This window comes from uncultured Polaribacter sp. (assembly GCF_947495205.1).
Lineage (GTDB): Bacteria > Bacteroidota > Bacteroidia > Flavobacteriales > Flavobacteriaceae > Polaribacter.
In genome coordinates, this window is sequence record NZ_CANLXV010000005.1 from 188185 (window position 1) to 202566 (window position 14382).

Sequence of the window (14382 nt, forward strand, 5' to 3'; positions counted from 1 at the left end):
ATTCTTTTTTAAATTATAAAATCCTTATTTTAGGGCAAATAAGATAAATTAAATACATGGCTCAAAAAAAAAATATAGTAAAAAACAATATAAAATTATTGTCTTTTGATATAGATAACACATTAATAGACTTTCATACATTTAAGAGTAACTTCACAAAATCATGGATAAAACATGGTAAAGATTTAGATATAATTCTTACCTATAATACTGGTAGATTAATAGATGATGTCTTAAATTTAATAGAAAAACGCATCTTACCAGAACCAGATTATATAATTTCTGGTGTAGGTACGCACATTTATAATTACAGAAAAAAAAGCGTAGAAAAAGAATTTAACGATATTTTAGATGATGGTTGGCAACTAGAAGATGTTGAGAAACTAATTAATAAAATAAACCATCCTATAAGTGAACAACCAACTAAATACCAACATTCTTATAAAAGAAGTTATTTTTTTCATGATGCTAATGAAACTTTAATAGAAAGTATAGAACAAGATTTCTTAGATGCTGGTATGGATGTAAACGTAATTTATTCTGGCAATAAATTCTTAGACATCTTACCCAAATGGGCCAATAAAGCAAATGCCTTGCAATGGCTTTTAAGAAGGTTAAGTTTACAAACCAACCAAGTTTTGGTTGCTGGAGATAGTGGTAATGATTCTGCCATGTTCGATCTTAAAAATGTTGCTGGTATTGTAGTTGCAAATGCCCACGAAGAACTTTACAAATACACAAAGCATAAGAGCGTTTATCATACAGAGAAAGAAAAGGGAGATGGCATAATAGAGGGACTAATTTACTACAACATCTTCCCTAAAGATGCTATTAACTCCACAAAAATAGACCATTCAGAAGATTTTTTCATTAAAAAAGAGTTAGATAATTTAGCCTTAGAAGATGATAGCGAAAAAATAGAATTGATACAAGAAGGGTATAAAAAAGCAATAGAAGCCTTAAGAAAAAACATAACTCCTCTAGGTTTTTCTGCTTGTTCTATAAAAGATAATATTCCAAATGGTACAGATGAAAACTACCATTCTGTCTGGGCAAGAGATGGCGCTATAACTGTTATAGGTTCTCTTTCTCTAGTTGATGATGAGGAGATTCATAAATGCCAAAGACAAACTCTTATTACGCTTCTAGAGCATATTTCTAGAAACGGACAAATACCTTCTAATGTTCGGTTAAAAGATAATGAACCAGATTATTCTGGAGTTGGTGGTATCTGCTCTATAGATAGTGGTATTTGGGTGGTAATTGCATTTTACGAATATGTAAATGTTACTAAAGATTTTGAGTTTTTAAGAAAATACATTGCAGATATTAAAGAAACCATGCGTTGGTTGGGTGCTCATGATAGTAATAACGACGCATTATTAGAAATCCCAGAAGCTGGAGACTGGACAGATTTGTTTGGTAGAAGTTATAACATTTTATACGATGAAATACTCTGGTATAGAGCAAATGTTTGTTTTGGTAGAATGTTAGAAATGCTTGGAAATCATGAAGAGGCAGGAGAAAATATTAGATGGTCTCAAGTAATTAAAAAAGAAATTGTTCAAAATTTTTGGCCATCTACACAGCAACAATTATTTTCTTCGGTTTCTTTTGCAGAAAAACAATTCACGTTAGGAGATACTTCTTATTTAATTGCACAAACCACGCCTTTTGATTTTAGCTGGCGTTGTGACATTTTAGGAAATGTACTTGCTTTTTTACACGGTACAATAGATGCAGAAAAAGCGCACCAAACTTTTAAATTTATGCTAGGAGTTGGTGTAAATGATCCTTTTCCTGTAGCAAATGTATATCCTGTTGTAAGTCCTGGAGATCCAGATTGGAGACCTTATTACACAGTTAACCTTTTAAATTTACCAAACCATTACCATAATGGAGGTATTTGGCCTTTTGTAGGTGGTTTTTGGGTAAAATATGTAAACAAGTTAGGTTTTAGAGATGTTGCTATATCAGAACTACACAAACTGGCACTTATTAATAAAGAAGGTATTAATAACGAATGGGAATTTACAGAATGGGCTCATGGAACAACAGGTAAACCAATGGGTAAAGCTTACCAAGCTTGGTCTGCAGCACAATATATTTCTGCTTACCACGATTTAAAAATAACAAAAACTAAAAAATAGTAAACATGAAATCAATTTTAATGATATCTCTACATGGGTATGTTGGAGCAAATGCAGAATTAGGAAAACCAGATACAGGAGGACAAGTAGTTTACGTTTTAGAATTAGCAGAAAGATTTAGCAGATTGGGTAAATCTGTAGATTTAATGACAAGACAATTTGAAGATCAACCAGAATATGATGATGTGAATGAGAATTATAGTGTATGGAGAATCCCTTTTGGAGGCAAAAAATTTATCCGTAAAGAAGACATGCACGATCATTTAAAAAAGTTTGTTACCAATGCACTAGCTGCCATTAAAAAAGAAAACAAAAAATACGATGTAGTGTATTCTCATTATTGGGATGCTGGTTGGGCGGGTCAAAAAATTGCAGAAGAATTGGGTATTTGTCATGTGCACACTCCACATTCTCTAGGTTGGTGGAAACAACATACAATGGGAAGTGATATGGATGAGAAAGACATGGAAAAAACCTATCGCTTTAAAGAACGTATTCGAAAAGAATACTTTGTATATCAAATGTGTAATTTTGTGATAGCAACTACCCTACCTCAAGTAGATTTATTGGTACAACAATATGATATGCTTCCAAAAAATTGTAGTATGATTCCTCCCGGTATTGATGAAAACAGGTTTTTTCCTGTTCCTTCAAAAGAAAATGATAAAATCAGACAAAAGTATGACATCAGTCCTTCTGATGTTTTAGTTTTAGGAAGAATGGCGCACAATAAAGGATACGATTTATTAATAAATGCTTTACCAACACTTTTTGAGTTATCTCCAGAATCTCAATTAGTTGCTGCAATTGGTGGAGACTCTAAACAAGATAGAGATGGTATTGAAAAACTAAAAAAAGTAGCCTCTGAAATTGGTGTAATGGATAAAATTAAATGGAAAAACTATATTGAAGATGATGATTTGGCAAATGTTTACAGATCTGCCAGTATTTTTGCAATGCCTTCTAGATATGAGCCATTTGGTATGGTTGCTATAGAAGCTATGGCTTGTGGTACACCAAGTGTAGTAACAGTTCATGGTGGTTTATGTGATTTGATTGATTTTGGTAACCAAGCATTATTTGCAGACCCACACAGACCAAAAGAATTTGGTGCTATGATGGCAATGCCGCTTTTATATCCTAATTTAAGAAATGAAATGTCTGTAGAAGGTGCGCGTTTTGCAAGAAGAAACTTTGGGTGGACAGGGATTGCTAAAAGAATGTTAGCCGTTTTTTCTAGCTCTATAAATCAGAGAACTTCAGAATCTAATATCTATTAAAACATGGCTAAAATTGTTTGTTTTGGTGAAGTTCTTTGGGATGTTTTTCCAACTCATAAAAAAATTGGAGGTGCACCTTTAAATGTAGCCACACGTTTGCAGTCTTTTAATAATGAAGTTGCTATGATAAGTGCCATTGGTAATGATAATTTAGGCGAAATCATTTTAAATTATCTAGATAAACATCAAATTAATAGAAAACAGGTACAGATTTTAAATGATTTTGAAACAGGAAAAGTTGCGGTTACTTTAAATGAAAAAGGGGCAGCAAAGTACACCATAGAACATCCAAAGGCTTGGGACAAAATAACAGTTACAAAAGAAGCATTAGCACTTGTAGAAAATGCTGATGCTTTTGTTTTTGGAAGTTTAATAACAAGAGATTCAGTATCAAAAAACACTTTATATAAATTTTTAGAAAAAGCAAAATATAAAATTTTTGATGTGAATTTACGTGCACCTTTTTATGAAAAAAGTATTTTAATTCAGTTGATGAAAAAAGCAGATTTCATTAAATTTAATGATGAAGAATTGTATGAAATTGCACTATATTTAAATTCTCCGTTTAAAAATCTAGAACAAAATATCTATTTTTTATCCAAAGAAACAAACACCAAGCACATTTGTGTTACCAAAGGAGAACATGGCGCTGTTTTACTTTATAACGATACGCTATTTTATAACAGTGGTTATCAAATAAAAGTAAAAGACACTGTAGGTTCTGGTGATTCTTTTTTAGCAACTTTGGTTAGTAATTTACTAGATAATAAAAACCCGCAAAAAGCAATAAATAAAGCCTGTGCAGTAGGCGCTTTGGTTGCACAAAAAGAAGGAGCAAATCCTTTAATTTTAGATGCGGAAATTAAAGTTTTTATGAACGATTAAAGCTTTCTACAATTAGATTTTTAAAGGGAAATCTATGTTTATTTTTCTATACAAAAAGTTATTTATTATGTGCATACTTCCCTTTTTTATATTTTTTAGAAGGAATTCCATTCAGTATAAAAGGTATAGAAACCAAACCATTTTTTGAAGAATTGTAAAGTACAAAATGCAAATGAGGTCCAGTAGAAAAACCTGTGTTACCAGAGTACCCAATAACTTGCCCTTTTTTAATAAAATCGCCTTTTTTTACAAGGACACCATCTTTTTTTAAATGCGCATATAGCACAAAAGTACCATCCTTATGATAAATTAGAATTTTATTTGCTTTGGGCAAATATTTTTTAGAAGTTCCACCTTCATTAGAATCACTTTTAGTTTGTATAACCAAACCATCTCTTATTGCACAAACCTCTTGCCCAATATTCATTTTAAAATCTATAGCATATTTAGAAGTAGTTTTTTTATGACTAAAACTGCCATTATTGCCTTGCATAACCTTATAGCGTTTTCCTTTTAAAAAAGGAAGTCCATAATTATATAAAGTATCATATTTTTTAGAATAAGAACTACCATATTGTAATTTAAACTTGTAATTTTTATCAATTAAAATGGTATCTGTTTCTGAAGTATGAAATTTTAGAATATGAAGTGTGTCTGGTTTTTCAAAATCTATAAAAGATACTTCTTTATTTCTTAGGTCTTCAATTTTTAAAAATGTTGTAGAAATTACTGGATTATTTACAACCACAAAAATTGAATCTTTTACTAGTTTAAAATCAATATATTTAGGTCTCTTATAAACTTCCTTATGAGAACATGAAAATAAAACCAAACTAAAAACAACAATTCTAAAAATCATTTAACGCATAATTTTATTCGGAAAAACAACCACACTTTCGTGTCCATTTTCTCCAACAGCTGCAACTCCAAAAAAGAAATTATCTATTACAATACCTTCTAAGGTAAATTCCGTATTTTCTACATATCTAGAATTGTCCCAAGTTGGTGATGTTGTATCTCTCCAATAAATTTTATAACCTTTAGCACCTTTTACTTTGCTCCATTTTAATTTTACGCTTGCTTCTACAATACCACCAATTGCAACTTCTTTTGGCGCTTCTGGCGCCCAAGCCAAACTTGCCAAATTAATGGCATTTACAGCAGTTAACTTTTTAGCATACGGAAAATTTACATGTTCAAAAGTATCTCCATAACTAATACCATTTTCTGTTCTAATATCCTGATGTTGTTGTGTATAATTTTCATGAGCTTCCATAATTCTAATACCAGCAAAACCTAAATCGTTAAAAGGTCTGTGGTGACCACCTCTTCCAAAACGGTCTAATCTATAAATCATCATAGGATTCATTTCTGGCATGTATGTTTTTACATTTTTATGAATATATCTTGCCAATTGTCTAGAAATACCATCTACTTCTCCTCCATAAAAACGACGTAATTTGCGTTGTCTTTCTGTTTCATTTGCTGGCACAGGTTCAGAGAAAATTCTAAACGCTCTGTTGTCTATTACGCCATCTACACCTTTTATATTTCCAATCATATCATTATTTAGAATTCCAATAATATCCCAACCTTTATCTTTTGCATATTTTGCTAAACCTGCACCACCAAATAAACCTTGTTCTTCTCCTGATAAACCTACATAAATAATACTACTTTCAAATTGATATTTACTTAAAACTCTTGCTGATTCAATGGTACCTGCCATACCAGAAGCATTATCATTTGCACCAGGTGCATCTGTAGTAAAATCCATAGTGTCACTTGCGCGGGAGTCTATATCTCCACTCATTATTACATATCTATTTGGATATTTTGTCCCTTTTTGTATAGCAACTACATTTACAACATAAGCGTCATGTGGCACTCTAGAACCCATTTCTGTTGTTACCAAATCTTTTTGATAAAATACATTGATACAATTATTACAATCTGATGAAATTTTATCGAATTCAGATTTTATCCAACGTCTTGCTGCACCAATTCCTCTTGTATTAGAAATCGTATCAGAAAAGGTATTTCTTGTTCCAAATTCAGTTAAAGTTTTTACGTCTTTCTTAATTCTATCCGCAGAAACTGCGTTAATTATGTCATAAATTTTAGCATTGGTTTGAGCAAAAGAAATTGCTGTAAATAATGTAAATAGCAGAATTGTTATTTTTTTCATTGTATTTCTATTTAATAAGGATTAACTTTTAAGGTACCAAAACGGAATTTCAATAATATCTTTTTCAGAGATTTCTTTAGTTTCTTCATCTTTTTCAGAGCGTTTTATAGTTAGTAAATGCTTACCTTCTGATAATTTATTTAAGAGTTCTATGTGTTCAAACCCTAATTGTGAATTTACTTCGGTTATTAAAAAATCTGTTTGAATAGGATTTCCATCAATTTTTAATTTATAAATGGCATTTAATTTATTTAAATAGTTTGTTTCTAAACTATCTGAAACAGTAAAACGAGACTTAAAAAAACTACTTGTAAACCCTCTAAGATCTTTAATAGGTTTTAGATTTGGATATTGTTGTAAAACAATTTTTTCTATTTTACTTCTAAAAGGAATAAAGATATTTAAATAAGGTTTTGTTATAATTTTATCTTGAATTGCCGCTTTTTTAACAAATTGATTCTTGCACATTTTACGGATATAATTATTTTGATAACTATAATTTTTTGAAGAATGTGATTTCGTTAAAATAAAACTAGACCTCACATTTGTTACCGTTGAAAAATAAAAGGCAGAAAGATAAATTGGAAATAAAATTAATAACAATCTGCGACCAAATTTATTGTCTAAAAAATTATAAACCAATGGTCTGTATAAAAAAGATAATGTTAAAACACTAAAAACTTTATAAAGAGGAAAATATAAAAAAGATATCCATTCTACTTTTTTTAAATAACCTTGGGTAATAAAATCTATAAAAACTAAAAACGCTAAGAAAAAATATCCTATTGCAAAGAATCCTAATAGCATAAAACCAAGCATTTTAGAAAAATAACCCGTTTCTATAAAGAAGGCACCAACTAAAAATATTACCCCAATTACCATAAAAAAGGAAATTATGTAAAACAAATACAAAAAAGTAACAGCAAATAAAACACTACAGTAATTTTCTAAAGTACCTATATATTTATCAAAAGAACCTACTTTCTTTTTTAAGTGATTTGTAAAACGACTTTTATAGTTTAGAGCTTCATAATCAATATCACTTGAAACATATCTGAGGCCTATGGCACCAATCCATAAACCTCTTAAAACAACGTGAATAATTAGATTTACAATTAAAACTTTACATGAAATTCCGGCAACAACATATAATAATTTTGTGTAACTTTCATTAGCAACAGAAGACAATCTATAATATTCTATTGGGTCTAAAGCCTGAAATAATCCAAAAATAGCAAAACCAGAAATTAGCAACTCTAATTGCCAACTTTCTTGTTGTAATTTCTCTAGTAGTTCTTGAAACTTATTGTTCGTATAATCGTTTTTCACATTCAAAAAATTTCTTAAATATACAGCGTTTATCAAACAGAAAAAAAACAATAACAAAATTTTAAAGTATATTTTTTTCTAAGGAAGACTAGGATTACTTTTTTACCAGTCACCAAATAAATAAACAATTGTAAATCTAAAAAACTTGTATTTGGTAAATTACTTTTATTTGTTATAACATTTAGCAAGTTTAGGGATTAACATATTTCAAAATCTTAAGAACAAAATGTTGTGTCATTAAGTGAGGAAATTTGAGCGTTTAAAATGTTAAATGATTAGGCATTTACTAAGCAAACTAAAAGTCTTATTCTGAATCTTTGTAAGTAATAAAATTCTTGTTTTGCCCATATTAAATTTAAATTAGATGTTAATCTTAATGCATATTTTGTTTTTCTCGCCAAAATTATTTTTACAAAAAGTTAGGGATTAATTGATGGGAATTGTCTAAACCAAATAAATACGACACAAAAGATAGTTCCTTCTGCGCGATGATTTTTATCAATTTTTAGGTTTTTCGCTTTAATTAAAACCTTGATTTAAACAAGTAGGTTTTTTATGATTGATAAAAAATATACAAAACAATTATTAAATTGATTTTACCAATAGTAACATCAATTAAATTTGCCTTTTTTAGTAAAGATATTTTAATAGTAATTGTATTTTTATATTCTAAAATAATGCAAATCTAATTTTTCAATTTCAACAAATGAAAATAATTATTTCTCCGGCAAAATCTTTAGATTTTGAAAGTAAAGTACCTACAGAATTATATACTCAACCTCGTTTTTTAGACAAAAGCGAAAAATTAAACAAAAAGTTAAAAACGCTTTCCAAAAATAAATTAAGTGATTTAATGAAAATTTCTGCTGATTTATCTGCTTTAAATTATGACAGAAATCAGAATTGGGAAACACCATTTACAACAGAAAATGCAAAACAAGCCATTTACTCTTTTACAGGTGCTGTTTTTCAAGGAATTGATGTAAATTCTTTATCCGAAGATAAAATACCTGTTTTACAAGACAAATTGCGAATTTTATCTGGTTTATATGGCTTGTTGAAACCTTTAGATTTAATACAACCTTATAGGTTAGAAATGGGAACGCGTTTAAAAGTTGGTAAAACAGAAAATTTGTATAAATTTTGGGATAATGACTTGGCAAATTCTTTAAATGAAGAATTAAAAGATGATGAATTGTTAGTAAATTTAGCCAGCACAGAATATTTTAAAGCTTTACCAAAAAAGACTTTAAAAGTGCCAATGATTACACCTGTTTTTAAAGACTTTAAAAATGGCGAATATAAAACCATAATGACGTATGCAAAAATGGCCCGTGGTTACATGGTACGTTATATTATAGATAATAATGTAGAAACTATAGAAGATTTAAAAGGCTTTAATATAGAAAACTATCGTTTTTCTGAGGAACTATCTAGTGGGAACGATTTGGTTTTTACAAGGTAAATGAAAAAGCTTTTCAAATTAACCTTCTTCATTTTAATCTTTTGTTTAGTTAGTATTTTTGTCTCAAATTATTCCATAGAACAAAATGCACAAACAAAAATATTTTCCGAAGTAAAAAATATTCAGAAAAACAAAGTCGGATTGCTTTTAGGAACTGCTAAAACTTTACAAAACGGACAACTAAATTTATACTACAAATATAGATTAGACGCTACAATTGCACTTTTTAAAGCAAAAAAATAGCATTTATAGTTATTAGTGGAGATAATAGCTCTAAAATTTATGATGAACCTACAGATTTTAAAAATGATTTGGTAAAAGCCGGAATTCCTGAAAATAAAATATTTTTAGATTTCGCAGGTTTTAGAACTTTAGATTCTGTGGTTAGAATTAAGGAAATTTTTGATCAAAACTCAGTAACAATTATTTCTCAGCAGTTTCATAACGAAAGAGCCATTTATTTGGCAGAACATTTTGATATCAAAGCAATCGGATTTAACGCAAAAAATGTTTTTAACAGATATGGTTTTAAAGTAAAACTTAGAGATTACTTAGCCAGAGTAAAAGTGTTTGTAGATATTATTTTTCAAGTAGAACCTAAATTTTTGGGTGATAAAATTGAAATCAACTAACAAACTACAGACTAAAAACCATCAACAAGAAACCAACAACTAAAACCTAACAATCTGCCAAACCAACATGTATTGCCAAACCACCTTGTGAAGTTTCTTTGTAGTTTTTGTGCATATCTTGTGCAGTTTTCCACATAGTATCTATTACTTTATCTAAAGGTACTTTTACTTCTTTAGGATCTGTTTCTAAAGCCATTTCAGCTGCATTTATTGCTTTAACTGCGCCCATAGAGTTACGTTCTATACAAGGTATTTGTACCAACCCACCAACAGGATCACAGGTTAAACCTAAATGATGTTCCATTGCAATTTCAGCTGCAACCAAACACTGTGCAGGTGAGCCACCTAACAATTCTGTTAACGCTGCTGCTGCCATTGCTGAAGACACTCCTATTTCTGCCTGACAACCACCCATTGCTGCAGAAATTGTGGCATTTTTCTTAAAAATACTGCCAATTTCTCCAGCTACTAATAAGAATCTCTTAATATGACTAAAATCTGCATTATGATTTTCTATGACTAAATAATACATTAAAACAGCAGGAATTACACCTGCACTTCCATTAGTTGGTGCAGTAACCACTCTTCCTAAAGATGCATTTACTTCATTTACAGATAATGCAAAGCAACTTACCCATTTTAAAATTTCTCTAAATTGCACTTTAACATTTCTAATTGCATCAATCCATTCTTTAGGGTTTGTATATTGTGCACCTTTTATTAGTTTTTCTTGAATACCAAAAGCGCGTCTTTTTACATGTAAACCTCCGGGAAGTTTTCCTTCTGTATGGCAGCCAATGTACATAGATTCTAACATGGTTTCCCAAATTCTATTCAATTCAAAATCTATTTTTACTGCAGATCTTAATTCTAATTCGTTTTTTAAAACAATTTCAGAAATTAATAAATGGTGTTGCTCACAATATTTTTCTAACTCCTTTGCTCTATTTATAGGAAAAGGAAAATTTTTAGTATTGATTTCAATAGCTTCTTCTATATGATTTTTTTCTTGAACAATAAAACCTCCACCTATAGAAAAATAAGTATCGGTCGTAATTTCTTTACCTTTAAAAAAACCTCTAAACGTAACACCATTTGCATGAAACGGTAAAAACGTCTTTTTAAAAACTATAGAATCCTTAAAAAAAGGAATTGTTTTGCCTCCTTTAAATAAAATTTCTTCTTGTGTATTTATCCTTTCTACTATAATTAAAATATCTTCAATTGGTATGTATTCAGGATCTGCTTCACTTAAACCCAATAAAATCGCTAAATCTGTTGCATGTCCTTTTCCTGTTAAAGATAAGGAGCCATATAAATCTACTTTAATAGCATCAATTTTAGCAAACAAACCTGCCGTTTTTAGTTTAGCAACCCATTGTTGTGCTGCTCTCCAAGGACCTAAGGTATGGGAACTAGATGGACCAACACCTATTTTGAGCATATCAAAAACACTAATAAATTGAGACATTCGTAAAAAATATTGTATTTGTAGTATAAAAATAAAAAATCTAACTTAATTAAGTTAGATTTTTAAATAAATTATAAAGTTTATTATATTTTTAGAAACCGTAAACTGCTTCTTTATCAAACTTTTTCATTAGCATATAATACACTACTGCTCTGTATTTTTTTCTTTCAGATTTACCAATTTTTTCAATTACTTCTTCAATGGCTTCATCTAACGCTGCACTATCTTCTAAACCTAATTTTTTAATTAAAAAGTTATTTTTTACAGTTGCTAATTCTTTTGCATCAGAACCAGAAACAGTTTCTGCATCGGCTTTATAAATAGATGGTCCTAAACCTTTTGTTACTGCTGCTAATAATTCTGTATTAGAACGTAGGTTTCTATCATCCATAAACTGCTTGTATAAAGCCACTTTTTCGTCAAATTTACTCATTGTCTTAATTTTAGTTATTGGTTACATTATTTTAATTCTTTATGAATCATTCAAATATAGGAAAATAATTTAGGTTTCCAAATAAGGAAAGATTTCTACTATTTAGACACAACAATATGTCACGATGTCACATTTTTTATCAGAAAAAAACAAAAAACTGACATTTTCTTAGTAAAAAACTGTTGGCATACACTTTGCTTAATGTAAAACGTAAAATTGAATTAAAAATATTATTAAAATAAATATTATGAGTAAAATAATTGGAATCGATTTAGGTACAACTAACTCTTGTGTTTCTGTAATGGAAGGTAACGAGCCTGTGGTAATACCTAATGCAGAAGGAAAAAGAACAACACCATCTATAGTTGCATTTGTAGAAGGTGGTGAACGTAAAATTGGTGATCCTGCAAAAAGACAAGCGGTAACTAACCCTACTAAAACAGTTTATTCTATTAAACGTTTTATGGGAAATAAATTTTCTGAATCTTCTCAAGAAGTAAAAAGAGTACCTTATAAAGTAGTACAAGGAGATAATGATACGCCTAGAGTAGATATTGATGGTCGTTTATACACACCACAAGAAATATCTGCAATGGTATTACAAAAAATGAAAAAAACAGCAGAAGACTATTTAGGTACTGATGTAACTGGTGCTGTTGTTACTGTGCCTGCATATTTTAATGATGCACAAAGACAAGCTACTAAAGAAGCTGGTGAAATTGCTGGTTTAAAAGTAGAAAGAATTATAAATGAGCCAACTGCTGCTGCTTTAGCTTATGGTTTAGACAAAGCTAATGACGATAAGAAAATTGTTGTTTTTGATTTTGGTGGTGGTACACATGATGTTTCTATATTAGAATTAGGAGATGGTGTTTTTGAAGTACTAGCTACAGATGGTGATACACATTTAGGTGGAGATGACGTTGATGAAAAAATAATAAACTGGTTAGCAGAAGAGTTTATTGCTGACGAAAACATGGATTTACGTAATGACCCTATGGCATTACAACGTTTAAAAGAAGCTGCAGAAAAAGCAAAGATAGAATTGTCTTCTTCTTCTTCTACAGAAATTAACTTACCTTATGTTACAGCTACTGCAAGCGGCCCAAAGCACTTGGTAAGAACATTATCTAGATCTAAATTTGAACAATTAATAGACGATTTAGTTAAAAGAACAATAGAACCTTGTCAAAAAGCATTAAAAAATGCAGATTTATCTACTTCAGAAATCGATGAAATTATCTTAGTTGGTGGTTCTACAAGAATACCAGCAATACAAGAAGCTGTAGAAAAATTCTTTGGTAAAGCGCCAAGTAAAGGTGTAAACCCAGATGAAGTTGTTTCTTTAGGTGCTGCAATACAAGGTGGTGTTTTAACTGGAGATGTAAAAGATGTATTGTTATTAGACGTTACACCATTATCTTTAGGTATAGAAACTATGGGGAACGTTTTCACAAAGTTAATTGATGCAAACACAACCATACCAACCAAAAAATCTCAAGTATTTTCTACAGCTGTAGATAATCAACCTTCTGTAGACATTCATGTTTTACAAGGAGAAAGAGCAATGGCTGCAGACAACAATACAATTGGTCGTTTTCAATTAACAGATATTCCTCCAGCACAAAGAGGTGTACCACAAATTGAAGTAACTTTTGATATTGATGCAAACGGAATAATTAAAGTATCTGCTGCAGACAAAGCTACAGGGAAATCTCAAGACATTCGTATAGAAGCTTCTTCTGGTTTATCTGAAGAAGAAATTGAGAAAATGAAGCAAGAAGCAGAAGCAAATGCTGATGCTGATAAAGCGGCTAAAGAAACTGCAGAAAAAGTAAATGGCGCAGATTCTATGATTTTTCAAACAGAAAAACAATTAAAAGAATTTGGAGATAAATTATCTGCAGATAAAAAAGAGCCAATTGAAGCTGCTTTAGTAGAACTAAAAGCTGCACACGAATCTAAAGACTTAGCACAAATAGATGCTGCTATGGAAAAGATTAATGAAGCTTGGAAAGTTGCCTCTGAAGAAATGTATGCTGCAGAACAAGCTGCTGGTGGCGCTAATCCTGGTGCAGAAGCACAAGGACAACCAGAAGCTAGTGCAGATCAAGGAGATAATGTAGAAGATGTAGATTTTGAGGAGGTAAAGTAAGCAGAGAACAAGAATTTCTTTTTAGAAATTCTTTGTGAATCGCTTATCCCGCTGAAAAGCGGGATCTTTAAAAAATAAGTAATTAAACTTATTACAAAGACAAAGTAGAATCTTTTAAAATAAGTAATTAAACTTATTACAAAGACAAAGCAGAATCTTTAAAAAATAAGTAATTGAACTTATTGTAAAGACAAAACGAAATCTTTGCAAAAAAAGATAATTAGACAAATAGCTGCAAAAGCAGAATCTTTAAGGAAATCTATAATTGATTTATAATCTATTCGAGAATCCTTCTGAACAAAGTTCAGAGTCTATATATATCCAAAACGCAATCATTAATTTGATTGCGTTTTTTTGTGTATTTAAATCGAATAACTAAATTTACTTTGAATTA

Annotated in this window: 12 protein-coding genes; 7 read left to right on the forward strand and 5 right to left on the reverse strand. The window is 30.1% G+C overall.

Features of this window, described 5'->3' with window-relative positions; genetic code table 11:
• Nucleotides 1-56: 56 nt before the first annotated feature.
• The 3 genes from Q0762_RS06785 to Q0762_RS06795 are packed head-to-tail and all read left to right on the forward strand — an operon-like array spanning nt 57 to nt 4315.
• Nucleotides 57-2150, forward strand: coding sequence for an HAD-IIB family hydrolase (locus Q0762_RS06785; protein ID WP_298765155.1), 2094 nt, complete (start codon nt 57-59; stop codon nt 2148-2150).
• Nucleotides 2151-2155: 5 nt separating this feature from the next.
• Nucleotides 2156-3430, forward strand: coding sequence for a glycosyltransferase (locus Q0762_RS06790; protein WP_298765157.1), 1275 nt, complete (start codon nt 2156-2158; stop codon nt 3428-3430).
• Between the two features lie 3 nt (nt 3431-3433).
• A complete protein-coding gene (locus tag Q0762_RS06795) occupies nt 3434-4315 on the forward strand; it encodes a carbohydrate kinase (RefSeq protein ID WP_298765159.1) in 882 nt (293 codons plus the stop codon).
• A 58-nt stretch (nt 4316-4373) separates the two neighbouring features.
• Here the strand turns inward: Q0762_RS06795 and Q0762_RS06800 are convergent, their stop codons facing one another.
• The 3 genes from Q0762_RS06800 to Q0762_RS06810 are packed head-to-tail and all read right to left on the reverse strand — an operon-like array spanning nt 4374 to nt 7832.
• On the reverse strand, nt 4374-5174 hold the full coding sequence (locus Q0762_RS06800; protein ID WP_298765160.1) for a M23 family metallopeptidase: 801 nt from the start codon (nt 5172-5174) through the stop codon (nt 4374-4376).
• Complete coding sequence (locus Q0762_RS06805) at nt 5175-6503, reverse strand: M28 family metallopeptidase (RefSeq protein ID WP_298765162.1); 1329 nt, start codon at nt 6501-6503, stop codon at nt 5175-5177. It lies immediately after the preceding gene.
• 21 nt (nt 6504-6524) lie between these two features.
• The gene (locus Q0762_RS06810) at nt 6525-7832 is read right to left on the reverse strand and encodes a hypothetical protein (protein ID WP_298765164.1); all 1308 of its coding nucleotides are present in this window, start codon (nt 7830-7832) and stop codon (nt 6525-6527) included.
• 706 nt (nt 7833-8538) lie between these two features.
• Between Q0762_RS06810 and yaaA the strand changes: the two genes are divergently transcribed.
• The 3 genes from yaaA to Q0762_RS14010 are packed head-to-tail and all read left to right on the forward strand — an operon-like array spanning nt 8539 to nt 9929.
• The gene (yaaA, locus tag Q0762_RS06815; RefSeq protein ID WP_298765166.1) at nt 8539-9297 is read left to right on the forward strand and encodes a peroxide stress protein YaaA; all 759 of its coding nucleotides are present in this window, start codon (nt 8539-8541) and stop codon (nt 9295-9297) included.
• On the forward strand, nt 9298-9540 hold the full coding sequence (locus Q0762_RS14005) for a hypothetical protein (RefSeq protein WP_366940987.1): 243 nt from the start codon (nt 9298-9300) through the stop codon (nt 9538-9540).
• Between the two features lie 35 nt (nt 9541-9575).
• Nucleotides 9576-9929 carry an ElyC/SanA/YdcF family protein gene (locus Q0762_RS14010; protein ID WP_366940988.1) on the forward strand — a complete coding sequence of 118 codons (354 nt, stop codon included), beginning with the start codon at nt 9576-9578 and terminating at the stop codon, nt 9927-9929.
• Nucleotides 9930-9975: 46 nt separating this feature from the next.
• On the opposite strand, the gene Q0762_RS06825 is transcribed toward Q0762_RS14010, so the two are convergent.
• Nucleotides 9976-11400, reverse strand: coding sequence for an L-serine ammonia-lyase (locus Q0762_RS06825; RefSeq protein WP_298765167.1), 1425 nt, complete (start codon nt 11398-11400; stop codon nt 9976-9978).
• Between the two features lie 91 nt (nt 11401-11491).
• Complete coding sequence (locus tag Q0762_RS06830; RefSeq protein WP_298765169.1) at nt 11492-11833, reverse strand: DUF2853 family protein; 342 nt, start codon at nt 11831-11833, stop codon at nt 11492-11494.
• A gap of 247 nt (nt 11834-12080) precedes the next feature.
• Between Q0762_RS06830 and dnaK the strand changes: the two genes are divergently transcribed.
• Complete coding sequence (dnaK, locus tag Q0762_RS06835; RefSeq protein WP_298765171.1) at nt 12081-13988, forward strand: molecular chaperone DnaK; 1908 nt, start codon at nt 12081-12083, stop codon at nt 13986-13988.
• The last annotated feature ends 394 nt before the right edge of the window (nt 13989-14382 follow it).